The 23,149-nt window shown below is 42.1% G+C and carries 23 protein-coding genes; 6 read left to right on the top strand and 17 right to left on the bottom strand.

Features of this window, described 5'->3' with window-relative positions:
• Positions 1–28: 28 nt before the first annotated feature.
• Complete coding sequence (locus tag NSTC731_RS33785; protein ID WP_445628772.1) at positions 29–277, bottom strand: hypothetical protein; 249 nt, start codon at positions 275–277, stop codon at positions 29–31.
• A gap of 99 nt (positions 278–376) precedes the next feature.
• On the opposite strand from NSTC731_RS33785, the gene NSTC731_RS33780 reads away from it, so the two are divergent.
• Positions 377–787, top strand: a complete 411-nt coding sequence (locus NSTC731_RS33780; RefSeq protein WP_445628771.1) for a fasciclin domain-containing protein — start codon at positions 377–379, stop codon at positions 785–787.
• Positions 788–1,147: 360 nt separating this feature from the next.
• On the opposite strand, the gene NSTC731_RS33775 is transcribed toward NSTC731_RS33780, so the two are convergent.
• The 3 genes from NSTC731_RS33775 to NSTC731_RS33765 all read right to left on the bottom strand — a co-directional run bounded on the left by NSTC731_RS33775 (position 1,148) and on the right by NSTC731_RS33765 (position 5,443).
• Positions 1,148–1,795, bottom strand: a complete 648-nt coding sequence (locus tag NSTC731_RS33775) for a Uma2 family endonuclease (protein WP_445632234.1) — start codon at positions 1,793–1,795, stop codon at positions 1,148–1,150.
• A 319-nt stretch (positions 1,796–2,114) separates the two neighbouring features.
• On the bottom strand, positions 2,115–3,632 hold the full coding sequence (locus NSTC731_RS33770; protein ID WP_445628770.1) for a M16 family metallopeptidase: 1,518 nt from the start codon (positions 3,630–3,632) through the stop codon (positions 2,115–2,117).
• Positions 3,633–3,667: 35 nt separating this feature from the next.
• Positions 3,668–5,443: a M16 family metallopeptidase gene (locus tag NSTC731_RS33765; RefSeq protein WP_445628769.1), complete on the bottom strand. Its 1,776-nt coding sequence runs from the start codon at positions 5,441–5,443 to the stop codon at positions 3,668–3,670.
• A 150-nt stretch (positions 5,444–5,593) separates the two neighbouring features.
• Between NSTC731_RS33765 and NSTC731_RS33760 the strand changes: the two genes are divergently transcribed.
• Positions 5,594–6,208 (top strand): TetR/AcrR family transcriptional regulator, encoded by a 615-nt coding sequence (locus tag NSTC731_RS33760; protein WP_322681570.1) that lies wholly within the window; start codon positions 5,594–5,596, stop codon positions 6,206–6,208.
• Between the two features lie 90 nt (positions 6,209–6,298).
• On the opposite strand, the gene NSTC731_RS33755 is transcribed toward NSTC731_RS33760, so the two are convergent.
• From NSTC731_RS33755 to NSTC731_RS33745, 3 genes are all read right to left on the bottom strand, one after another.
• Entirely contained in the window at positions 6,299–6,739 is a 441-nt protein-coding gene (locus NSTC731_RS33755) for a DUF4332 domain-containing protein (RefSeq protein ID WP_445628768.1), read from the bottom strand.
• 8 nt (positions 6,740–6,747) lie between these two features.
• Entirely contained in the window at positions 6,748–7,023 is a 276-nt protein-coding gene (locus tag NSTC731_RS33750; protein ID WP_445628767.1) for a hypothetical protein, read from the bottom strand.
• Positions 7,024–7,343: 320 nt separating this feature from the next.
• Entirely contained in the window at positions 7,344–8,087 is a 744-nt protein-coding gene (locus NSTC731_RS33745; protein WP_445628766.1) for a class I SAM-dependent methyltransferase, read from the bottom strand.
• A 123-nt stretch (positions 8,088–8,210) separates the two neighbouring features.
• Here NSTC731_RS33745 and NSTC731_RS33740 point away from each other — a divergent pair, with 123 nt between their 5' ends.
• Positions 8,211–8,393, top strand: a complete 183-nt coding sequence (locus tag NSTC731_RS33740) for a DUF29 family protein (RefSeq protein WP_445632233.1) — start codon at positions 8,211–8,213, stop codon at positions 8,391–8,393.
• Between the two features lie 8 nt (positions 8,394–8,401).
• Here the strand turns inward: NSTC731_RS33740 and NSTC731_RS33735 are convergent, their stop codons facing one another.
• Entirely contained in the window at positions 8,402–9,202 is an 801-nt protein-coding gene (locus tag NSTC731_RS33735; protein ID WP_445628765.1) for a PhzF family phenazine biosynthesis protein, read from the bottom strand.
• Positions 9,203–9,451: 249 nt separating this feature from the next.
• Here NSTC731_RS33735 and NSTC731_RS33730 point away from each other — a divergent pair, with 249 nt between their 5' ends.
• Positions 9,452–9,721 carry a hypothetical protein gene (locus tag NSTC731_RS33730; RefSeq protein WP_445628764.1) on the top strand — a complete coding sequence of 90 codons (270 nt, stop codon included), beginning with the start codon at positions 9,452–9,454 and terminating at the stop codon, positions 9,719–9,721.
• Between the two features lie 45 nt (positions 9,722–9,766).
• Positions 9,767–11,149: an aminopeptidase P family protein gene (locus tag NSTC731_RS33725; RefSeq protein ID WP_445628763.1), complete on the top strand. Its 1,383-nt coding sequence runs from the start codon at positions 9,767–9,769 to the stop codon at positions 11,147–11,149.
• Between the two features lie 95 nt (positions 11,150–11,244).
• On the opposite strand, the gene NSTC731_RS33720 is transcribed toward NSTC731_RS33725, so the two are convergent.
• The 4 genes from NSTC731_RS33720 to NSTC731_RS33705 form a co-directional block, all read right to left on the bottom strand.
• The gene (locus NSTC731_RS33720; protein ID WP_445628762.1) at positions 11,245–11,616 is read right to left on the bottom strand and encodes a hypothetical protein; all 372 of its coding nucleotides are present in this window, start codon (positions 11,614–11,616) and stop codon (positions 11,245–11,247) included.
• Between the two features lie 18 nt (positions 11,617–11,634).
• Complete coding sequence (locus NSTC731_RS33715) at positions 11,635–12,099, bottom strand: CYTH domain-containing protein (protein WP_445628761.1); 465 nt, start codon at positions 12,097–12,099, stop codon at positions 11,635–11,637.
• A gap of 323 nt (positions 12,100–12,422) precedes the next feature.
• Positions 12,423–13,109, bottom strand: a complete 687-nt coding sequence (locus NSTC731_RS33710) for a DUF6875 domain-containing protein (RefSeq protein ID WP_445628760.1) — start codon at positions 13,107–13,109, stop codon at positions 12,423–12,425.
• Positions 13,110–14,547: 1,438 nt separating this feature from the next.
• Complete coding sequence (locus NSTC731_RS33705) at positions 14,548–16,194, bottom strand: alpha/beta hydrolase (protein ID WP_445628759.1); 1,647 nt, start codon at positions 16,192–16,194, stop codon at positions 14,548–14,550.
• A 696-nt stretch (positions 16,195–16,890) separates the two neighbouring features.
• On the opposite strand from NSTC731_RS33705, the gene NSTC731_RS33700 reads away from it, so the two are divergent.
• Entirely contained in the window at positions 16,891–17,343 is a 453-nt protein-coding gene (locus NSTC731_RS33700) for a hypothetical protein (RefSeq protein WP_445628758.1), read from the top strand.
• Between the two features lie 8 nt (positions 17,344–17,351).
• On the opposite strand, the gene NSTC731_RS33695 is transcribed toward NSTC731_RS33700, so the two are convergent.
• From NSTC731_RS33695 to NSTC731_RS33675, 5 genes are all read right to left on the bottom strand, one after another.
• The gene (locus tag NSTC731_RS33695) at positions 17,352–18,404 is read right to left on the bottom strand and encodes a M28 family peptidase (RefSeq protein WP_445628757.1); all 1,053 of its coding nucleotides are present in this window, start codon (positions 18,402–18,404) and stop codon (positions 17,352–17,354) included.
• Between the two features lie 163 nt (positions 18,405–18,567).
• Entirely contained in the window at positions 18,568–19,659 is a 1,092-nt protein-coding gene (locus tag NSTC731_RS33690; RefSeq protein WP_445628756.1) for an ABC transporter ATP-binding protein, read from the bottom strand.
• 224 nt (positions 19,660–19,883) lie between these two features.
• Positions 19,884–20,768 (bottom strand): carbohydrate ABC transporter permease, encoded by an 885-nt coding sequence (locus NSTC731_RS33685; RefSeq protein ID WP_445628755.1) that lies wholly within the window; start codon positions 20,766–20,768, stop codon positions 19,884–19,886.
• A 3-nt stretch (positions 20,769–20,771) separates the two neighbouring features.
• Positions 20,772–21,683 carry a carbohydrate ABC transporter permease gene (locus tag NSTC731_RS33680; RefSeq protein WP_445628754.1) on the bottom strand — a complete coding sequence of 304 codons (912 nt, stop codon included), beginning with the start codon at positions 21,681–21,683 and terminating at the stop codon, positions 20,772–20,774.
• Positions 21,684–21,778: 95 nt separating this feature from the next.
• Entirely contained in the window at positions 21,779–23,149 is a 1,371-nt protein-coding gene (locus tag NSTC731_RS33675; protein WP_445628753.1) for an ABC transporter substrate-binding protein, read from the bottom strand.

The following is a 23,149-nucleotide window of genomic DNA, read 5'->3' as shown; positions in this document are numbered from 1 at the left end:
GAAGCAGCCAGATAAATATAAATAGCACCTAGAAATTTGGTTGCCCGTTTATCATAGCGAGTTGCGTAGGCATCGCCCGGTACTGTTTGAGTTTAGCAAAGAAGTTGTCAATTAAATAACGAGCTTTGTACAAGTCTAAATCGTAATCACGAGGATTTCTACGGTTGCACTTGAGCGGAATCACGACAGTTTTGCCTTGGGCTTGCAGGGGTTCAATCACGCGCTTATCAGCATCGTATCCTTTGTCTGCCAGCACCAAACAATATCTTGTTGGCATCAAGTCATTAACAGAATTTAACCTATCTGTGGATAGATAGTAATAGTTTGAATAAAAGTATATTTTCAGTAACGAAAGATACAGAAATTTATAAAAGATATGGCTGACATTGTTGATACTGCTGTTAATGCTGGTTCCTTTAACACCTTAGTAGCAGCAGTACAAGCTGCTGGTTTAGTGGATACCCTCAAGGGCGCTGGTCCATTTACGGTCTTTGCACCAACTGACGAAGCATTTTCTAAGCTACATGAAGGGACAGTAGACTCACTGCTTGCTGACGTTCCACTACTGACAAGAATCTTAACTTATCATGTTGTTTCAGGGAAAGTGTTGTCAACAGATGTGGTCAATTTAGACTCTGCTCCAACCGTTGAAGGAAGCAGCATCAAAATTGATGCATCTAATGGTGCTGTGAAAATCAATAATGCGACAGTTATTACGCCAGATGTGGAAGCTGATAACGGTGTGATTCATGTGATTGACACAGTATTAATTCCTGAACCTGCATAGGCACCTGTTTCAATAGCTAATTTGTATTTCGATTTTGTAGGACAGCGATTATATTTAATTGCTGTCTTACAAATTTTTAGATGCAGTGTAGAGCAGGGGTGAGTGTTGGGTTTCGTTAACCATGTCGATGAATTTAGTTTTAACGTGAGAATATGTGACAAAGACGGGAGCATCATAACTTATTGTTTTTGACAAATACTTGATAGCTAACAAGTCAAAAGCATTCTTTTTTCTAAAACTTTATTTGTCCCACTAAAACAGGGTTTCTATACTCGACTAAAAGATGACAAACCCTAAAGTTGACAATAGTTATACAATATAATTCAGAATTTATATTGTGAATTATGGTGACAGCGTTAGTTATTGCTGTTGTATCTGTTTTTGTACCCAAAGACGAAAAGCTTTGAGCGTTGCATTTCTGCCTGCTGTTGTACTTTGCTCTAAATATTGGGGAATTGCTTCAATTAGTGAGAAGAGAGGGAAATTTAGGCTTTGTTGAGATTCTACATAATGTCCGTCTTGCAAAACATTAATTTTGAGCTTTCCTCGATCAAAACGCCAAAGTTCCGGCACTTTTAAGGCTTCATAAATATTAGGATGAGTGCGAGAAGTAATATCAATTTCTAGAGCTAAATCTGGAGGAGGATCTACTGCTAAATCTAGCCGCTTCTTGCCGCGAATCTTAGATTCATTTTTTATATAGAAACACCGATCGGGTTCTATACCTTGAGCCATTGCTTGGTTTTTGAAAGTAGTAGAACCAAGGCATCTAAACTCAATGTCTAATTCTTCCAAAAGAGCTTTGACTAAATCGCTAATAATTTCTTTGTCATATTCATGTTCTGGCAGTGGTGCCATAATCTCCAGTATTCCTCTGTCATAAGCAATTCGTGCAGCACGATGTTCCCCTAAATCTTCTAGAATTGTTTCCAATTCCTGCCAGGTTACATCTCGCAGTAGCACTCTTTGTCCTGGTGGAACATGGATGCGCTTTAATTCCAACAACATCATCTCCACTCCCGATAGTTAAAACCTAAATTTAGCTTACTCTAGTTGACCCGATCGGGGCGACAACTTTTGCTGCTTTATAGAAGTGTATGCTGGAGCGATCGCTTCTATAAAGATGAATAGAGTAGAGAAAAACCTCTGGAGTTCCCAGAGGTTTTGGTTCCTGATTTAGTTTCTACTTGTTACTCCAATTTGTCTTTAGTCATTTCCTGATAATGGAGAAAATTATTTTCAAAACAAGATCCCCAATTTCTTAAACAGTTGGGGATCTGAGCCTTGCGATTTTATTTGGATATTGAATGTCTACCCATCTACGCTATTAATTCTTTGCCTGTGGCTGCGAACCAGGAATAGTTACATCTATTGGTGTCACCTGTTTAGCTAACTCTGTCAATGGCGGTTGAATAGCGGTTTGATTCCCCACTACTAGAGTCACAATCTTTTCTGGTTTGAGATATTCTCGCGCTACCCGTTGGACATCGGCTGCTGTGGTGGCGGCGACGGCTTTTTGATAGCGAAAGAGAAAATCAGCAGGATAGCCGTAATATTCGTATCGCATCAAGCGTGATAAGGTTTGGCTGGGGTCTTGAAAGTTGAATACAAAGGAGTTGAGTGTAGACTCTTTGGCATAAGCCAGTTCTTTTGCTGTCACTCTCTGAGTTTGGGTGCGCTTGATTTGGGCTTGTAAAGCTTTGACAAACTGGACGGTAGCATCCGATCGCGTTTCTCCACCAGCGATAAATATGCCAGGATAATCGTAGCGGGGACTCCACTGCCCGTAGACAGAGTAAGCTAAACCTTGACGCGATCGCAATTCATTAAATAAGCGTCCACCAAATCCATTTAACACTCCATTCAATACATCCAGCGCGGCATAATCGGGACTATCGAAACGTCCGCCCAAATGCCCGATAAGCACACTACTTTGCGTCAGTTGGGGCTGATTGACAAAAAAGACTCCACCTGTATTAGCTGGTGAAACCTTTGGTAATGTGGGTTTAGCAATACCTGGGTTACGCTGCCAATCGCCAAACTTAGCTTGAATGAGCGATCGCATTTTCTTACTATCAAAATCGCCCACAATCCCCAAAATCATATTATTGGGGTGGAAATATTGCTGATAAAACTTGAGCAAATCCTCACGCTCAACTTTATCCACCGTCGCATACTCTATGGTGCGAGCATAAGGGCTATCTTTGCCATAGATTAATTTCTTAAATTCCCGATTAGCAATCCCATCTGGATTGTCATTACGACGGGCAATGCCACCTTTGGCTTGAGTTTTCGCCAAGTCTAGCTTTTCTGGAGCAAATACAGGCGATCGCAACACCTCAGCAAACAGCCCAAACACTGTTTCTAAATCTTCACTGAGGGCGTCAAAGCTAGCACTACCAGAAGTTTCACCAATACCAACTTCCACAGATGCCGCCCGTTGTTCTAATATCTCGTTGAGTTCATCAGACGAATGCTGCTTAGTTCCTCCAGTTCGCATTACTGCGCCTGTAAAACCAGCCAACCCAACTTTTTCCATTGGTTCCAAGCGATTCCCTGTCCGCACAAACGCCGTACCATTCACCAACGGTAATTCATGATCCTCCATTAAATAGACAACCAAGCCATTTTGCAGCACAAACCGCTCATACTTGGGTAACTTAATCTCAGGTAGCGGTGGTAGCTGCAACTCTGTGTAATGTTTCGCCTCAGCCGTCGCCGCCAGAGAGAAATTACAAGTTAAAAGTAAGCACGCAAAAACAGCAACCAAAGCATAAATCAACCCTTTCCTATTTTGAATTTTCAACGCTATTTGCCTTTTAGCTTTCACCTTGTACTTGTGCATATCTATTTTCCTGTGCGCCCTTTGCGATTTGTTGTTCATGCTGCTTTCGACAACAACTTGCCAATCGTGCGATTTTTCGGCGTAAAAGTTTCCTTTGCCACCCGTTGAATATCAGCCGTTGTCACTGCTGAAATGTCATCCAACTGCTTAAACAAATTCCGCCAAGAGCCAGTTTTCACTTCATATTCCAACAATTGTTGAGCCATGCCCATATTGGAATCGAGAGTACGTAACAAACTCGCCCGTGCTTGGGTTTTCACTCGTTGTAAATCAGCCGCCGCCACAGGCTCAGTTTTTAATTTGTCTATTTCTTGCCGCAAAGCCACCGCCAACTCATCAACTGTATGACCAGGAGCTGTGAGAGCATAGAAAAATATCAAGTTTGGGTATTTATCTCCAGGAAATCCACTGTAACCTTGGGCATTTAACGCCAAACGCTGCTTTTCTACCAAAGACTTATATAGCCGCGACGTGCGCCCATCACTTAATAAACTGCCAATAATTTCATAGACGGCATTATCTGGATGAGTAATCGCCGGACGATGATAACCTTCTAAATACCAAGGTTGAGAAGGTAGCTGTAAAGTAACTTCCCGTGTTTGTTGTTGTGGCGGTTCCACTGGAATTTCTTCAACAGCTTTGGTTTTGGCTTGAAAGCGGCCAAAATAAATTTGTGCCAGTTTTTTCACCTCAGCCGGGTTGACATCCCCGACAATAGCGATCGCTAAATTACTTGGTACGTAGTGAGTATCAAAAAACTTTTGGACATCTTCTGGTGTCAGATTGCGGATATCTTCGTCATAACCAATCACCGGACGCCTGTAGGGATGGGCTTTATAAGCAGTATCGATAAACTTTTCCACCATCAATCCAATAGGTGAATTCTCTATCCGCATCCGTCGTTCTTCTAAAATTACATCTTTTTCTTTATAAAACTCACGACGAATTACCGGATCGAGAAATCGTTCTGACTCCAACGACATCCAAAGTTCTAGCTTATTGGCAGGAAAGCTGTAAAAATAACGAGTCGCTTCGGTTGAAGTATTAGCATTTAAACCCACGCCTCCCGCTTGTTCGACAATTTGCCCTAATTCATTTTGCTTGACGAGCTTACCTGCTTGCGATTCCACTTGCTCAAACTCAGTCTGTAAGCGGATAACCTCAGCTTTTCTGCCAGCGGCTTTCGCTGTTTTAATTTGAGCATTCAACTGCTCTAAGGTATCTAGTAGCGGTTTTTCTTTTTTGTAGTCTTGTGTACCAATGCGCGTTGTGCCTTTAAACGCCAAATGTTCTAGAAAGTGAGCTACACCAGTTTTACCATCTGGCTCATCCACACCACCCACATTCGCATAAGTGAGAAAAGAAACCACGGGCGCTTGATGTCGTTCCAAGACAATGAATTTTAAACCATTGTCGAGGCGAAACTCCGTTAATTGCTTAATAACTCGATCTAAATAAGGTTGAATTGAACTTTCAACTGGTGGGGTTGGAGTTTTAGTTTCTTGAGGAGGTGCTGTCTGAGTTTGAGCTAGAGCAACTTCTGGCAGCAATCCCCATGAGAGAACGATCGAAGCTAACAAAGCGATCGACAACCGCCGCAATATCACAGATACTCGATCTGACCAATCCAAAATCGTTCGACTGAGCGTACCCCTGCGGGGAAGCAAGCTACGCGTAGCGTCTCGTAGAGAAGTCGAAGTCCCCAATCGTTCGACTGAGCGACTTGCCTTGAGCGTTCGCGTAGCGTCTCGTAGAGAAGTCGAAAGGAGCCGAAGTCTAAAATCTAAAATTGACCGACTGCTCTGGTTCATAAGCGAGAAGTAAGATAAAGTTACATTACCTAAATAACAGGATACTTAGCAAAAGAGCCTTAATCTTGTATTAAGCTTTCAGTGGCTCTTTAACTTGATGTTAGACAATAATGCTACAAGTCTTGTTACGGATATCTAACCATAACTGTTATGCGAGTTTTTAATTCTTCCCCGCCCTCAGAGGCTCAGACGCGCACCCGGATTTTACACGCAGCGCAAAGGTTGTTTGCCTCTCAGGGATTTGACGGCACTACCACCCGCGACTTAGCACAAGCGGCAGGTATAGCTGAAGGTACTTTATTTCGTCATTTTCCAAATAAAAAAGCAATTTTAGTGGAAGTAGCCACGAATGGCTGGGTAGAAATTCTGACAGATTTGCTCACAGAATTAAGTGAAATGGGCAGTTATAAAGCCGTTGCTCAGGTGATGCGCCGTCGGATGTGGAATTTCCAAAAAAATGCCGATTTGATGCGCGTCTGTTTTATGGAGGTGCAATTTCACCCCGATTTGCGCGATCGCATTCAATTAGAAGTCATTACCAAAATGACTGATGTCGGCGAAGCATTCTTTCAAACAGCGATGGATAAAGGTATTTATCGTCAAGGCGACGCGAAGCTAGTTGCGAAAGTTTTCTTAGGAATGTTTGCGATCGCAGGTTTTTCTAACAACACCCTCATGGAACCTGATGCCTCTCCCCAACAAATGCAGGAAATGGCAGAAGGACTCGCTGATATTTTTCTTAATGGTGTTTTAGCTAAAGAGTGAAGAGTTATGAGTTATGGGTTATGAGTTATGGGTTATGAGTTATGAGTTATGAGTTATGAGTTTTAACTCCTCACTCCTAACTCCTAACTCCTAACTAATGATTGTTTTCGCTTGCTGACTCCACTGTTGTACTAGCTCAAGTGCTGGACACAAATCTCGGCGCTGCATTGTTGCTACTTGCAAGCGCATGATTTGTTGGTGCAATCTGTGAGTGGGAGTTTGAGCTAACTGCACTACAGAACCAATACCCGCATGAAGCAATAAACCACAATATTGTGTCCCGACACTGGGAATACGTGCCAAGTCAGCTAAAGCCATCCATTTATTTACATACTGAAGATGAATCTGTAATTTATTTGCTAACGCTAGTCTTGACTCTAGAGTTTTCCCTTGTTTGACTAAAGCTACTGTGCTAGTTATCCCACAATTTTGGAGTTGAGATTGTTCCTCATGGCTCAGTCCAGGTAATTGCTCAATTGGCCAATCACGAGATTGGATACTAGTTCTACTATCTTTGTGTTTAGCAGACATTTTTGAAATTAAAATATAGGCTTGTTTAAATATTGTGACAGTTGCTTCTTCGCAAGAGAACGCTCTTGCGGTTTAGTGTTTGTATTGATGTGCAATTTTAAGCCAACCTTCTGCAATGCGATTGCATCGACTGACAATGCGATTGTATCGACTGACAATGCGATTGCATCGACTAACAATGCGATTGCATCGACTAACAATGCAATTGTATCGACTAACAATGCAATTGTATCGACTAACAATGCCATTGCATCGCTTGACAATGCCATTGTATCGCCTGACAATTAGATATCTTGCAAAAGTCTCTAACACTTCACAGGCTACAAGCAGACACAGCTTGGTACATAAACCTCATCTATGTTGAAACCTAGAGTTTTTTAAAAAATATATTTTTGTAGGTTGGGTGGAGTGAAACGCAACCCAACATTACCACCAAATTTTATGTTGGGTTACGCTATCGCTGCACCCAACCTACAAAACTTGTGTATACACCGTAGCCTAAAAGGTGAGGGGAGGAGTAACGAGAAAACAAAAGTTTTTGCTCCCCTCTCCTGGTAGGAGAGGGGCTGGGGGAGAGGTCAAAATAGCACTCGTCGAACTCACGTTATTTTAGGCAGGTAATGCCGATCGTATCGGGATAGTCAATGTAATCCTGCCAGAACTCAAAGCCAAATTTCTGTATGCCTTTGGGAGAGACTTTTGGATGGTGCCAGCGGATATCTTTAAAACCAGCACTCATCAAAGCCCATTCATAAGTCGCTTGGCTAAGGTAGTAGTTGTCAATACTGATAGACTCACCGTCATCAGGAATACTCAATGTTAAGGTTATGGGAGTACCTTCTTGGAGCGACTGGGCACATCTCCTAGCAATGCCATATTTCTGATGTTTATCATAAAACTCTGGAAGCAGTTCTAAATTATTGTTCAAACTGACGAATCGACCACCAGGTTTCAGATGAATTGCTATGGCCTGACACATTTTGAGTAGTTGCTCTTTAGTTGAAGCGCAATTGAGCAAGTAGGAGACTACCACAAGATCGAAGCTGCCAATAGAACCAATTTCCATGACATCACCGATGATATATTCAATTCCAAGTGGCACAGAGGCTTCTTCAAGTCTTGCCAACTCGATCATTTCTGAGGAAATATCTACACCAACCAAACGTGCAGCGCCATTCTGTTTGAGCAATCGTGTGAAAAATCCTTCTCCACAAGCTAGATCGAGGATTGATTTCCCGGCAACATCTCCGATTAAATTTAAGTATGTATATGCCTCACCATACAAGCGATAAGGCAATTTGTTAAGTTTTTGAAATTGGAGAGCTATGTTATCAAAGACGGTTGCCATTTTTTCACCTCGCTTGCAAGTTTTTTATTAAAGGATATCTCAAAAGTTAAATTCTACACCTGTCATCTCAGCATCAACAGTTCAAGATAAGCGCGTTACGGCTCGTATGGCTAAAAAGATGCGATCGCTTTCTATAGTTTTCTTGAGTTTTATCCACAAGAAGTTTTAGCCCAGTCTTATCATTGGGGATTGAAAGCTGTTAGTAATGAAACTGAACTACCAATCAATACGTTTCCAGTGAAATGTCCTTATTCCATTGCCCAAGTTCTTGACGGTGAATTTTTGCCAGATATTATTGATTTGTAATATGAGGTTTATGCGGTAATTAACTCGCCTCGCAACACAGTTACCGCTTGTCCGGCGAGAAAGACGCGATCGCTCCCGTCATAATACACCTTCACCACACCGCCGCGACTGGATGCTTGATAAGCCAAAAACTCATTTTTGTGCAGGCGATCGCGCCAGAACCAAGCAAGACAGCAATGAGCTGCTCCTGTAACTGGGTCTTCATTAATACCTAATCCTGGTGCAAAGAAGCGAGAGACGAAATCATATTCAGAATCAGAGTCAGTGAGGCTAGTGACAATGACATTAGGAATCGGCAACGTTTTGAGTAGTTGAAAATTGGGCTGTATTTGCCGCACCAATTCTTCAGATTCCAATTCCACTAGATAACCCAGTGAATTCTGCAAGACAGATTTGTAGGCTACACCCAAAGCTTGCTTGAGTTCTGGAGGAGCGACTGTTGCTTGTGAGTGATTTACTGGAAAATCTAACTCAATCCAATCACCTTGTAACTTCGCAATCAGCACTCCACTTTTGGTATAAAAACGTGCAACTTCATCAGGTAACAAATGTCCCTCTGACCAAAGTACATGGGCACTAGCTAAAGTTGCGTGACCACAAAGCGGCACTTCTACTGTAGGCGTAAACCAACGCAGATTAAAGCCATCATCCTGTCTGACTAGAAAAGCTGTTTCAGATAAATTCATCTCCTGCGCCACCTTTTGCATCCAGCGCTCATCTTGGGGAGTAGGCAAAACACAGACAGCAGCCGGATTACCTGCAAAAGGTGTATTGGTAAAAGCATCAACTTGAGTAATAATTTGTCCCATTATAGTCACGTCACCTCGCTCCAAATTCAAAATTCAAAACTTGTACTGAGCTTGTAGAAGTATTCACGCATTCAAAATTTAAAATTAATGATCCCCATAAATAAATTTTCTTGTGGGGCGGGCTAGAGAGCTTATCCCACAAGAGTTTGCTAATGCACTATTTTAGTCCTACGTTGTGTTAATCCAAATGAGAACCACTATATACAGTACCTTAGAAATTAGAAATACAATCTCCAAAAACTAGGGTCAATGTTAAAGCAAACCGAAAACGTGAGGATAAAAATCTTCAGAAGCATCTTTGCTGCTGTCAACTTAGCGCTAATTTCTGGAGGATTAGTTAGTTGTGTTGTTGAAGTCCCGCAGCCACCTGCACCAACTGAGCAACAAAAACCAGTGTTACAACCTAATCAAGAACCTAAGCAGATAAAGCAGAACGACCAAGATGATGATGACAAACATCGCGATCGCAAAAACGATCGAAAAGATGGCGATAAGGATGATAAAGACGATAACGACTAAATAAAGGCAAAACCATCACTTTTATCTTTTTTTGAGTTTACATTTATGCTTATCCCACAAACTTCTACTTCCCTCGCCGATACTTTACGCCACCGACGGCAACAATTAGCCAAACTGATTGATTTTCCCGCAATTTTGTGGTCAGGTAGCAATAATCCGCGCAATTTTCCGGCAAATTCCTTTCCATTTCGTGCTAACAGTCATTTCCTCTATTTCGCCGGACTGCCATTACCAAAGGCGGCAATTCGTCTAGAAGCAGGCAAACTAGAATTATTCATCGACGATCCGTCACCCAGCAGCGCCCTTTGGCATGGTGAAATGCCAACGCGCGAGGAAATAGCCGAGAAGATTGGGGCGGATGTGGCAGGGCCAATGGCAGAATTAGAGTCTCGGCTAGAAGATGCCGCTACACTTGCCGTCCAAGATGCGGCTACTTGGACGCAGCAATCGCAGCTATTAAATAGATGGGTTTTACCACAAAGTCCTCCTCAAGGAATTGACTTGGAGTTAGCGAAGGCGATCGTTTCTCTCCGCCTCACCCACGATGATGGTGCATTAACCGAGTTGCGAAAAGCTGCGGCTGTCACTGTCAAAGCTCACAAAGCCGGGATGGCAGCAACACCCCAAGCCAAACTAGAAGCAGAAGTTCGGGCAGCGATGGAAGGGGTGATTATTGCCCACAATATGACTACCTCTTACAACAGTATTGTCACTGTTCGCGGTGAAGTTTTGCATAACGAGCAGTATCACAATAGTTTGCAGCCAGGTGATTTACTCCTTGCCGATGTTGGCGCTGAGACTGAAACTGGTTGGGCAGGTGATGTGACTCGTACATGGCCAGTTTCGGGTAAGTTTTCATCTACCCAAAGAGATATTTATAATGTGGTGTTGGCAGCCCATGATGCTTGTATTGCCAAAATCCAGCCTGGTGTAGAGTATGGAGATATTCATTTGCTAGCAGCTACAGCGATCGCTGAAGGTTTAGTAAATTTAGGTATTTTACAAGGAAATCCCCAAGATTTAGTAGAAATGGATGCCCACGCGCTGTTTTTTCCTCATGGGATCGGCCATCTACTGGGTTTAGATGTGCATGATATGGAAGATTTGGGCGATTTAGCTGGGTATGAAGAAGGACGCCAAAGGAGCGATCGCTTTGGCTTAAGCTATCTTCGTTTAAATCGTCCCCTGCGTCCAGGAATGTTAGTCACAATTGAGCCTGGTTTTTATCAAGTACCAGCAATTTTAAACGATCCTAATGTCCGTTCAAAATATCAAAATGTGGTGAATTGGCAGCGTTTATCTGAATTCGCCGATGTGCGAGGAATTCGCATTGAAGATGATGTTTTAGTTACTACAGAAGGCAGCGAAGTTTTAACAGCTGCATTACCAAACGATGCCGATACTGTAGAAAATCTAGTTAATGGCTAAGTTCATATCTCACAGGCATCTTTTGTAAATACTTGCAGTGTAATGCTGCGTACTACTACGGTTTTTCTAAATTACTGGATTGACGTTTAATCCAGTTAAGCATTTGACGGGAGCACATCACCTTCAGATCGGGAATCCAGCAAGATCGCTAACATAGAGGCATCGCGCTCATCATCAGTGTTAGAGTACTGCGCTGGCTCTCGATTTACTTGCACTTTTGCAATCTTTACGCTTTCTGCAATCACCTCAAAACGCACTTTGAAAATACAAAAACCAGTCCAACTACGATGCAAGTATAGCCAAGGAGCCTCATAGAAAATGAACCACTTATCTTCCATCTGCTCTGGAATGACTCCAGCAGCAATTCGGTCGAATTCTTCCTGTGAGTAAACTTTTTCTAGTGTTATATTTTTGCATACAGAAGGCATAGGTTCTGTTTTCCAATCATTGCGTTTGGCTATTCGCATAGTTTTGATTTCATTCTATTACCATTGTGAAAAAGGGTATTTTACTAAATTGCTGTTGAAATATCTAGAGTCATCAGAAACTTCTTGTCCAATCCAGTTTGGTAATTCAATTTGCTGATTTTCATCAGTGAGTTCAACTTCTGCTAAGATGAGTCCTTTATTAACACCATCAAACTCATCTATTTCCCAAATCAAACCACCCGACTCTATTTTATATCTGGTTTTTTCTATAAAGGGACGTTGACATAATGTCTCAAGTATTTCTTGAGCATCTTGAACAGGAATAGGATACTCAAACTCTAATCTCGAATATTTAAGATTGGGGCCTTTAATGGTCAAATAACTTTTTTCCCCTACTACACGTATGCGTACAGTTGCTTTATCTTGTGTAGCAATATATCCTTGACGATATACACTACCTTCAGCTAATCCTCTCCAGCTATCTCCTCTTACTAAATATTTCCGCTCTATTTCTTTTGCCATTTTATTTACCAAATTATTTGCTTTTTTATATCACAAATAATAGATTAATTCTAAATATATTCACAAAAATGTGTGTGCAATTATTACAAATCAAAGTAACTTTCTTGAAGGATTGATATTGACTAATTGATAATTAGCGATCGCTTTTACTGTCGTCCGATAATTTACCTCCTGATGACGATTTAATGCTATCTGCACTAAGCAATTGCAAGTAGCAGTAAATTCGTGATTTTTATCCCACTTATTTCCAGGTACAGTGAATTTAAAAGACTTTTAATCCTCCATACCTATGCTCGATCGCTAACCTGGAATTCAAACATTTGTTATATGTAAGAACTCACCAAATTTTCTTGTTTAATTTGTTCTTTTGCTAAAGCCAATGATTGACGAGCATTTTTAAACTTTATTTCATCTGTAAATTTATGCTCAAAATTCTTTAAATAAGCTTCCAAATATCGAATACGTAAGTGTGGATCGGCAGGATTCTGAAGAAAAGGGAGGTCAGCTTCAACCATAAACCGAATAGCCAACAAGGGGATAGGGCTACGAAGGGGACGAAAGTTTGGGTTGTGTAGACCAGGACTCTCATTACGTTTATGAAATTCTCCGATCATCAGTCCTGACTCAACAAACAAAGGTTTAAGTTTTTGTTGGACACTATCTATTACTTTAGAAGCGTCTTCTATATGAATGTCAGGAAAAATAAGTAAAAAAGCTCTATTAATTGCTAATTCCTGCTCTTTAACATCTATTTGCAGAAATATATCTCGATAGCGTCCAACAATCTCTTCTAATTCTTCTGGATACAAATCTTTTGTGTGAATAACTGCTAGACGAATACTATTTGATTTGAGAGAGTAAGGTACAAAGGGGCAAACTGCGCCGGGTCTACCTAAGTCAGGATGAGACCTTCCTAAAAATTTTTTCACCCACTCCATAATTTCAATTAAGACAGAAAGGTCTTCGTGTTGCTGGAGTTGTTCAATTTCACGAGTTGTATAGAGTTGCATAAGCTTGAGCGAAATGGAATAATTGTTTAATTCTGAATCCCAAATTAGTTTACCTACATGTGTATTGTAAAACTAATTATTTAAGTAAATAAAACAAGCCCTTTGTTGTTGATTTTTGGTTACTCTTTAACTGGCAGAAGATAACAACTATCTCTCATTTAGTTCTGTGAACTTAAAGTAAGTTACCTCAATACATACACAAACATATTTCACATCAAATAACTTGTTTTCATTTGTTTTGAAATTAGTTTGTAATATGTTAGCTTCAGAACTAATATTTGAATCTTGAACCACTTGTAAGGTGTGCTACAGTTTGCTAATACACCCTACAAGTAATTGAGAATCTTTTTCAAAAATAATTTACGATTTCTATAGGATACGTATGTACCATCATTCGGCATCTACTCCTAGTTTTTTTCACTCTTAAGCTTCTGTTATTTTTACGAATACATTATAAATTTTATGTGTAAATAGTTATTTTTACTGTAAAAATTTGGTGTAGATTTAACAGCAACTTTAGTGCTACTATCAAGGTAGTATACTTGTAGCAAGTAAAAAGTTTACATAGAATTGGTATAAGTCAATTTTATAAGTTTTATATTACTTACAGCGGATTATAAATTAATAAAGTACACTCTCCCAAATAGATTGGGGAGGATGCTTGATAGGGTGGTAGGGTAGTTAATCTGCTTAGATAAAAAGTACTATATTCTCGATTGGTCGATCTCAACGTCAGGTATTTGTAGCGAATATCAGTATTTTAGGCTTTGTTTGGTCTCAAAATAAAAATAGTAGGGATAGTTAGAATAAGCGGGGGCTTCTACCGTTCCCTATACCCCTATTCTTAAGTAAGCTACTCACAAAATTAAATATTTTAGGACTTACGGTACTATACCAATTAACCATAATATGCATTAAGTGAAATTTATACTTCAGGTGCTGATTGCAACCCTGATTTTGTTGCATATTTACTGTTCTGGGTATTATAGGACTTACGCAAGTGTCACAAAAAAATCGGATTTGTAGTTTGTAGTAAGCGGCTCTAGCCCTTATTTTGAGGACTTTAGTCCTCTCTTCTCTTTCAGAGACGCACTCACGTTCGAGACGCTACTTCGGCTCCCAACTCTTGGAGAGGCTGCACTTCGACTACGCTCAGTGACCACGCCAACGACTACGCTCAGGGCAAGTTGCTCAGTACAAGTGCGCGAAAACTAGGAACTGAAAATAATATGTCAGTTGCGTAAGACCATTTTGAAAAATGATTGCGACAGACGGATTCACACCAAGCCAGACGCACCAAGGCAATTTCCAATCCAAAATCTAAAATCCAAAATCTAAAATGGTATAAGTCCTGTATTAGAAATGGTTCAAAAGCCCAAAATTAGTACAGTCAATATGTATCATAGGTAAGTCCTATATTTGTTTAATTGAAAGTCTCTTATTTCTCAACAAATTCTTTCACCACTGCCATAGCATCAGGAGGAATCTGGGTAACTAGACGAAATGGAAATGCGGCAGTTGAAGCAAACTGAGCATAGTCTGGTGTCAGGAAGATAGCATAGTTTTTAGCTTCTGGAGTCATCTGGAAAGCAAAGGCCAAGGTTAAAGCTTTAACGTACTTGCGAACATCTGCTGCTTGTTCGCCGACAACTTCACCGCCACTAATCGGTGTATTTGGTTGTCCGATCTGATCTAATGTGGTGCTGGGGTCTTTTACACTGAGATGAGTACCTCCAATAATACCAACTAGCGATTTTGGGGATGGGATCTTGTCAAATCCCACAATCTGTTCAGTTAAAGCTGGGGTAGTTTTATCAGCGGAACCTGCTAACACTATGGTAGGAACTTGTATCTTAGTTAACCCAGTTTCGCCAAAAATTAGAGAAGTTGTGGGATTGAAAGCGATCGCTTGTTTGATTCTGGTATCTCGTAGTTGATAACTATTTTCTGGTAATTCTTGAGCGATACACTGAATATTTTCTCCCAAACTCAAGATAGTCAGGTTCTTTTTACAGCGTTGTTTGAGATGTTCTAGTTGCAACTCCGCCCCAGCAAGTGCTAAAGCTGTACCACCACCCAAAGAATAGCCAACAACCATCGCGTTTGTAGTTGCAAGTTTCCCTTGTAGGGGATGATTAGCCGTTTGGTTGAGTTTTTCTAATTCATCGAGAACAAAACTAATATCTTGAGGGCGATTTAAAAACTCTTGAGGCTTCATAACTCTGGTTTTGCCTTGTAATGCTATATCAGTATTTGCCGCATTACTACCGGGATGTTCTAAAGCTGCGACTACATAACCGTAGGATGCTAAATGTTCTGCTAGGTAACGCAAGTCCGTGCGAACCGATCCGAAGCCGTGAGAAAAGACAATTACGGGTTTTTCGGGAGTTGCAGCAGTTGACCAGTAAATATCAACTGGGATTTTGCGATCGCGCTTTCGATCGTTCAGATTTAAGTTGAGTATTTTTACTTGGGCGCTTCCTAGTTGGCTGGGATCGAAAGGGAAAGCAATCTGCGGTGTTCTCGGATGTGCTGTTATCGGGTCGAGTTGGGGAGCGATCGCTAACATGAATTGCTGGGTACGCCAAAAAGCTGTATTTAAGTTTTTTGTAACAACGAAAGCCTTTGGCAAATCAATTTCTAAGCGTTTACTGGGATAAGCAGCAATAAAACTCAGTATAGAAAGACCTTGCGGTGCAGTAGAACCTAATACCAAGCCTGCTCTCAATGCTTGTACCCCAGCTTTATCCTTTCGGGCTAAGGCTGTAGCGAAGTCATTGAGAATAGTTGTACCAATCTGGGTATTAATTAACTTATCAAGTGTGACAACATTCATAGGTATATTCATGCCCAGCGCCCCCAAGAAGAAGCGGCGTTGTTCTTCAGATAAAGACTGTAAACTCCCAGGCAATTTTCCTGTTTTTACAGCCTTTTGCAACTCAGTAAGAGAAATGGATTCTGTAAATAAACCCAAACGCACAACAACTGTGTCAGCAGCAATGGCCGAAGTATTTACCCCAAACTGTGTAAGTGCGATGGCGCTAAATAAACCCGCAACTGTCTTAAGACTTCTCCAATTTCCCATAAACTTTTATACCAATTCTTACTTACGGGAATATAACGGATATTTGTGTATTTGACTACCCCAATAATTGATTAGAAATAAAAGTAAATTTTTTCTTAACTTGATGGCGATGTCTACGATGGGCTGTGACGCTCTTGCGGACGCTCGAGTACTCGCTAACGCTACGCTTTCGCTAACGCTACGCTAATGGTGACGCTGCAATCTCCTCAAAGCATCTGCGGATGCAAGAGCCATATTACAAGCATAACAAAAGCAACGAATTGTAGAATTCATCACAGCTAAAAATTTAAGCATAAATCAGTGTTAACAGCCACAAAAGCTTAATGGTTTCTCAGCTAGGTTTAGTACTGTAACGGAGCTACTAGAACAGGGTAAACTACGCATCGACAATCTGCAATTTTTTTTGACAACAAAATTTAACTGACTGCTTAATGTTTTGTCTTTGCCCTTTAAAACGTTTTGCAGATGTGTTGCCAATACTTTTCGGATAAGCCTAACAATCTCTCTTTTGGTCTGGGAAAAGGTTAAAGGGCAAAGGGGAAAAGGTAAATTTAAACCCTTTCCCTTTCCCCTTTCCCCTTTCCCCCTTAACCGAAAAGTATTGGATGTGTTGCAGGTGAATAGTCTGACTGCTGTAGCTGCACTATCGTTACTCATCAAATTTTACCAGCCGCATCAACAACTTTTCTTGGCTTTATGCGTCGCAGACTACCCTATATTTTAATTTTTCTGCTCTCTTTGAGTATTATTACACTGTGGTGGCCTGTGAATGATTCTGATTGCAATTTTGAGGCTTTTATTGCATCAAAAACTACAAAATTTCAAGTACATGCTACTAAGGTTAGTGTTCAGCCGTGGCGTGGTCGTCACCATGTATATGGCATCTTTATGATTCCTAATGAATACAAACAAGCGCCATTTTTTGTGTTAACAGTCCAAGGTGCTGGTAGTTACTGTTCAAAACAATTTGGTTATAAACAAAACTTTGATGATATCTTTGCTGAACCAGGAACTTATCTGGTAAAAAAGGCTATTAGAACTCGAAAAACTCTGCGGCTTATTCTTCAAGGTTTATATTCTCAGGTCAATGATAAAAATAATTGGACGTTGACTTTCCCTGAACCAAAAGCTAGTCAAGATAATTCATAATTCATTAGTTAGCTTGGTGGTTGAGTTTCCAAAACCTGATCTTTCTCCAATAAGGCACTAGTCGTATTAACTACAATTTGTGCCGCTCCGGTGAAAAACGATCGCTCGATAGTCGCTGGCACATCGCTAGGTTTATGATAGTGCGGAGTGCGTAAATTTGCGGTATCTGTCACCAGTACAGCGCCCACACCTTGGTACCAAAACGGTGCATGATCGCTGCGTAAGGTGTCTGGTGTCAGTAAACCTTTAAAAGGAATTGGTAGTGTTAGAACTGCTGGCATTGATTCCTGTGTATTCAGGGCGGTTGAGGAGATGTTTTGTGAGTTTTGAAAGGCATTTAAGAAAGGCAAATGTTCTGTATCACCAACTACTACCAAAAAGTCACCCTTGTCGCTAGGTGGCGTAACAGGCAATCCAGCCGGGTATTTCTGACATCCAGAAGTGTAACAAGCGTAACCTACCATATCCATAACGATCGCTCCGCCTAAATTTTGCAAGCGTGATTTCTGACTCACAAAAGCCTGACTACCCAAAAGTCCTGCTTCCTCTTGGTCAAAAAAAGCTAGCTGTAACGTCCGTGGCGTCGGACGAAAACCGAGCAACCGAGCAATTTCCAGCACTACAGCGACACCACTGGCATTATCATCAGCACCAGGGGAAGAGAAAACAGTGTCGTAATGCGCTGCTACAAGAATTGCTTTCGCGGCTTTATTCGTTCCTGGGCGCTCGGCAAAAATATTCACACCGTCGGAGAACTTTTCTAATTTAGGTTTCCAGCCGAATTTTTTCAGTTCGGTTGTAATATAAGTGCGAGTAAGCGATCGCTCTTTTGCGGTGTAGCGCTGAAAATTCAACTTTTGGATATGGTTCAGCAGCCGATCGGTAGACACTTGCGGGGTAATATCAACTTCCTTTGACTCTGGCTGTGGTTCGGATGTTTCCACTGGAATGCTTTCAACAATTGCCGGTGAGGGGCGCTGTTCAAAAAACGTGCTACCTCTGCTACCCACAACAACAACTGTCATCAGCACCAACAGCATCAGCCAAATCCATTTGCTCATCTGATTTATCCTTGGCTTCCTGACTTAGGGTAGCGCAAATCCCCAAGCATCACTTTCCAGGATTGCTTCGGTTAAAGTTTTTTGATGAAAATTCTAGCGATCGCAAAGACGCGATAAATCTGATTATTGTAGAGACGGCGATTCATCGCGTCTCTTGCTTGCGTTAACCTAACATTTGTCTCTTAACAAGAGCATGGCCAGATTGCACGTCAAACCAGTGAATATCTTCAGGGGGCAATGCTAGTGTAATATCCTCGTTACTCCAATTTTGGTCTGTTGGCAACAAAGCACGTACCGTAATCGCTCCAGTTTGTGAACCCTCCACCTTGACACTAACCAAATAGTGCATACCCAAATTTTCCACTAAAAACACTTTCCCTTGAATAGTTTGAGTATCACCTGGTTGAGCAATGCGGACATTTTCTGGGCGGATTCCCAGAACAATCTGCGGTGGTACAGTTGGTATATCTGGGAGAAGTATTTGGAAATTACCCAGGAGCGCGTATTTTCCTTTACAAGGTAGAGTCAGCAAATTCATTTGCGGACTACCAACAAATCCAGCCACAAATAGATTAGCTGGATGGTTATAGATGCGGTCAGGCGGGTCAAGTTGTTGGACATAGCCATCATTAAGCAAGGCAACTTTCGTAGAGAGCGTCATCGCTTCGGTTTGGTCGTGGGTGACGTAAACAACTGGCACTTTCTGAGCGGCAAAAATTTGTTTGATATCGGCTCGGACTCTTTCCCGCAGCAGTGCATCCAGGTTACTTAAAGGCTCATCCAGCAGGTAGACATCGGCATTACGCACCAAAGCACGACCGACAGCAACCCGTTGCCGTTGACCTCCAGACATTTGGCCAGGTTTGCGGTTCATTAACTCTGCTAATCCTAAAACGTCTGCCACTTCTGCTACTCGCTGTTTAATTTCTGTCGGTGGTACTTTTTTCAGCTTGAGTCCAGAAGCGAGGTTTTCGTACACCGTCATGTGAGGATAGAGTGCATAGCTTTGAAATACCATTGCAATATTGCGATCGGCCGCTCGTTTATAGGTGACATCTACATCCCCGATTTCGATCTGACCGCGAGTCGGTTCTTCAAGACCCGCAATCATGCGTAGGACGGTGGATTTGCCACAGCCAGAAGGGCCAAGTAAAGTGAGAAACTCATGGTTATCTACAGTTAAGCTAACGTCTTTGACAGGGACGACTTTGGGACTGTAGGTTTTATTCAAGTTTTTGAGTTCGAGTTTAGCCATTTTTCATTTGTCATTTGTCATTTGTCATTTGTCATTGGTCATTTGTCATTTGTACTGAGCTTGTCCTGATTTTCGACTGCCCGGTAATCGAGCGACTTGTACTGAGCGTAGTCGAAGTAAGTCGAGATTCAACTACCGCGTAGCCGAAGTATTAGTCATTAATTATTCTCCTTGTCTCCCTTGTCCTCCTTGTCTCCCTTGTCTCCCTTGTCTCCCTTGTCTCCCTATCCCTTGACAGCACCAGCGGTAAGACCTTGGACAATCCGGCGCTGGAAAAACAAAACTAGTAAAATCAGGGGTAATGTGCCGATGACAGTTGCAGCAGCGATCGGGCCATAGGGAATTTCATATATTGTCGCACCACCCAACTGAGCCGCAGCAACGGGAATTGTCTTCAACTCTTCACGCGTCATAAACGTGAGAGCGAAAATAAACTCGTTCCAAGCAAAAATAAAGGTAAGGATTCCAGTAGTCACTAAGGCAGGAAGGGTCATGGGTAGCACGATTTGCCACAATAGTTGAAAGGTGTTGTAGCCATCGACCCTAGCAGAATCCTCCAAGTCTTTTGGTAATTGTTCAAAAAAGCTTTTAAGTACTAAAATTGTTAGCGGCAAATTAATCGCAGTATAGGGTATAATTAGCGCCAGATAATTATTGCCCAATTTCAGCGCTTGGATAATTTCTAATAGTCCTAAGAACAAGAGAATTCCAGGAAATAAGGTAACAATTAAAATGCTGGCGAGGATAACTTTTTCACCCCAAGGGCGTAACCTTGCGAGAGCATAAGCCGCAGGTGCGCCGATCGCTAAAGCTACAGCTGTAGAAGTAATCGACACAAAGGCACTGTTGAAGATGTAGCGCCAAAATGGCCGACGAGTAAATAACTCAATGTAGTGATTGAAAGTAAAGCGTGTGGGGAAATAGACAGTAGGAACGGCGGCAATATCGTCATTTACTTTAAACGAGGTCAGCAATTGCCATAAAGCTGGTGCCAGGCTAAATAGCACTATCAATACAACTATGATGCCCAGCAAGATTTTTTTCAGAGAAAACTTGGTTTTCCCTGTTCGTTTTGGAGTCGTTGGCACTGCTTGGGGAGTTACACTCATAGGTTAAATGGCTCCTGAGGTTTTGGCACGGTATTTGTTAAGTAAGAAACTAGCGATCGCCACCGCCGCAATTAATATTAAAAATGTCACTACTACCAGGGCTGCTCCATAACCAAAATCTAAGTAGCGCATCACCGTGGAGTAAATGTACAATGACACCACTTCCGTAGCGCCACCAGGGCCACCCCCGGTCATCACAGCAATCAAGTCAAAAATTCCGAAAGCTTGAGCAAACCGAAATAGCACTGCAATTAATATCTGCGGCAGCAGTAATGGTAGGGTAATATTGCGGAAACTTTGCCAAGCAGTTGCTCCATCAACCGAGTAAGCTTCATAAAGGTCTTGTGATATCGACTGCAACCCAGCTAGCAACAGGATACTGATAAACGGCGTAGTTTTCCAAACATCAGCAAAAACCACTGCGATCGTTGCCAGCGTTGGCTCTCCTAACCAATTAATCCCAGTCTTAATCAGCCCCAAGCGCAGCAGAATATCATTCACAACCCCAAACTGGTCGTTAAAAATCCAAGACCACGCCAGACCAATCAAAGCAGTAGGCAAAGCCCAAGGGATAATGGCAGTTGTACGCACTATGCCCCGGCCAACAAACGCCTGATTGAGAACTAGGGCAATCCCCAGTCCTAGCAACAGTTCTGAGATTACTGATGCTGTTGTGAACACGGTTGTCGCCCACAAACTCTGCCAGAAACGACCATCCCCCGCCATCCGCACATAATTCTCCAAACCAGAGAATACGGGTTGTAACTCTGTTCCCAAATTTCTAGTAAATACGCTTAACCAAAATGCTCGTAAAATCGGGTAGGCAAATACAAACAACAACAGCAGCAATGCTGGTGTTAGTAAGATCCAGGCTGTCTGTTGTTCTCGATTTCTGAGTGTATGTAAATTTGTCATTTGTCATTTGTCATTGGGCATTGGGCATTGGGCATTGGGCATGAAGAAGAGACAAGGTAGACAAGGAAGAGGGGGGAGACAAGGGAGAGACTTATTCAATAATTCACCCTTGTCCCCCTTGTCTCCCTTGTCTCCCCTGCTCCTCCTGCTCCCCTGCCCCCTGCCGCCAGCAGTCGGCGTGTTTCCGCCGCAGCAGCTTGCATTGCTCGTTCCGAATTCATTCGACCGGATAAGGCGGCGCTGAGATAACGCTGTAAAATATCTGATGTTTGAGCATATTGGGCGATCGGTGGACGTAAAACTGCATTGTCTACGACCTCTAATAACTGCGGATAGTGGGGGTATTTAGAAACAATCCCTGGGTCTGTAAACAGTTCCCGGCGACTGGGCACATAACCTGCACTGAAAATGAATCGGCGCTGTGCTTCTCGACTGGTAAAATACTGAATTGCTTTCCAAGCTTCTTCAGGATGTTGAGAAGATTTCGCAATGCCTAAACCCCAGCCTCCAAGACAAGCTGCTCCCGTCTTACCAGGAGCATGAACCATCGGTTTAATCGCAATTTTGCCCCGGATTGGCGAATTTTCTGCTTGGGCGAGAGGCCATGCGTATGGCCAACTACGTAAAAACGCTACTTGACCACTTTGAAACAAGCGTCGGGTGTCTTCTTCTTGATAGGTTGTGACTCCAGGAGGAGAAACGCCTTTGCTGATGGTACTACGTAGAAACTCAATGGCTTGTAATGTTTCTGGTCGATCTAGTCCAACTTCGAGGGTGTCGGGTTTAACCCAAAAGCCGCCAAAGCCATCGAGGACTTCCGCAAACATCGCCACGAGTCCTTCATATTGGCGACCCTGCCAAACATAGCCCCAATTTACCTGGTTTTTCTTCTGCAAGACTTGGGAAATTCGGATCAAATCATCAAATGTTTCTGGCGGTTGCAATCCTGCTTGTTTGATTAAATCTTCCCGGTAATAGAGCATTCCTACGTCGGAACGCACTGGAATGCGGTACAGCTGGTTTTGATAACGTCCCCCTTCTACATCCTGGGGTGAAAATGCTGCCAACTCTTTTTTAGAAATGCGATCGCCTAAAGGTAGCAACCATCCAGCAGCAGCAAACTTGGATGTCCAGATCACATCCATATTGATCAGGTCATAAGGGGATTCACCCAAGATAAAAGATGAAGTATACAGGTCTTCGAGCAAATTTGTGGCATTCGGCCCTTCAACTAGGTTAATGCGAATACCAGGGTTCTCAGCCTCGAAGTCTTTAATCAAACCCTGCCTCCAAGGTTGGGCATCAGGGGCAGTCATTAACAGATTGAGGGTGACTGGTTGCTGCGAGAGTGCTACCCAACTGAACAATATAATGCTCAAGAGAGTTGCGAAAAAAAACTTTATATGCAGATAACTTTGTTTTTGGATGAATTTTTGCAACTTGTTTATTGGCTTTCGGTACAACAT

The organism is Nostoc sp. DSM 114167 (genome assembly GCF_052692655.1).
The sequence above is the reverse complement of the archived record's forward strand: the minus strand, read 5'-3'. Positions and strand labels throughout refer to the sequence as shown.

Bases quoted from the DNA above. Each gene is read 5' to 3' on its own strand.
- NSTC731_RS33785 (WP_445628772.1), bottom strand. From the start codon at position 277: ATGCCAACAAGATATTGTTTGGTGCTGGCAGACAAAGGATACGATGCT.
- NSTC731_RS33780 (WP_445628771.1), top strand. From the start codon at position 377: ATGGCTGACATTGTTGATACTGCTGTTAATGCTGGTTCCTTTAACACC.
- NSTC731_RS33775 (WP_445632234.1), bottom strand. From the start codon at position 1,795: ATGTTGTTGGAATTAAAGCGCATCCATGTTCCACCAGGACAAAGAGTG.
- NSTC731_RS33770 (WP_445628770.1), bottom strand. From the start codon at position 3,632: ATGCACAAGTACAAGGTGAAAGCTAAAAGGCAAATAGCGTTGAAAATT.
- NSTC731_RS33765 (WP_445628769.1), bottom strand. From the start codon at position 5,443: ATGAACCAGAGCAGTCGGTCAATTTTAGATTTTAGACTTCGGCTCCTT.
- NSTC731_RS33760 (WP_322681570.1), top strand. From the start codon at position 5,594: ATGCGAGTTTTTAATTCTTCCCCGCCCTCAGAGGCTCAGACGCGCACC.
- NSTC731_RS33755 (WP_445628768.1), bottom strand. From the start codon at position 6,739: ATGTCTGCTAAACACAAAGATAGTAGAACTAGTATCCAATCTCGTGAT.
- NSTC731_RS33745 (WP_445628766.1), bottom strand. From the start codon at position 8,087: ATGGCAACCGTCTTTGATAACATAGCTCTCCAATTTCAAAAACTTAAC.
- NSTC731_RS33735 (WP_445628765.1), bottom strand. From the start codon at position 9,202: ATGGGACAAATTATTACTCAAGTTGATGCTTTTACCAATACACCTTTT.
- NSTC731_RS33730 (WP_445628764.1), top strand. From the start codon at position 9,452: ATGTTAAAGCAAACCGAAAACGTGAGGATAAAAATCTTCAGAAGCATC.
- NSTC731_RS33725 (WP_445628763.1), top strand. From the start codon at position 9,767: ATGCTTATCCCACAAACTTCTACTTCCCTCGCCGATACTTTACGCCAC.
- NSTC731_RS33720 (WP_445628762.1), bottom strand. From the start codon at position 11,616: ATGCGAATAGCCAAACGCAATGATTGGAAAACAGAACCTATGCCTTCT.
- NSTC731_RS33715 (WP_445628761.1), bottom strand. From the start codon at position 12,099: ATGGCAAAAGAAATAGAGCGGAAATATTTAGTAAGAGGAGATAGCTGG.
- NSTC731_RS33710 (WP_445628760.1), bottom strand. From the start codon at position 13,109: ATGCAACTCTATACAACTCGTGAAATTGAACAACTCCAGCAACACGAA.
- NSTC731_RS33705 (WP_445628759.1), bottom strand. From the start codon at position 16,194: ATGGGAAATTGGAGAAGTCTTAAGACAGTTGCGGGTTTATTTAGCGCC.
- NSTC731_RS33700 (WP_445628758.1), top strand. From the start codon at position 16,891: ATGCGTCGCAGACTACCCTATATTTTAATTTTTCTGCTCTCTTTGAGT.
- NSTC731_RS33695 (WP_445628757.1), bottom strand. From the start codon at position 18,404: ATGAGCAAATGGATTTGGCTGATGCTGTTGGTGCTGATGACAGTTGTT.
- NSTC731_RS33690 (WP_445628756.1), bottom strand. From the start codon at position 19,659: ATGGCTAAACTCGAACTCAAAAACTTGAATAAAACCTACAGTCCCAAA.
- NSTC731_RS33685 (WP_445628755.1), bottom strand. From the start codon at position 20,768: ATGAGTGTAACTCCCCAAGCAGTGCCAACGACTCCAAAACGAACAGGG.
- NSTC731_RS33680 (WP_445628754.1), bottom strand. From the start codon at position 21,683: ATGACAAATTTACATACACTCAGAAATCGAGAACAACAGACAGCCTGG.
- NSTC731_RS33675 (WP_445628753.1), bottom strand. From the start codon at position 23,149: ATGTTGTACCGAAAGCCAATAAACAAGTTGCAAAAATTCATCCAAAAA.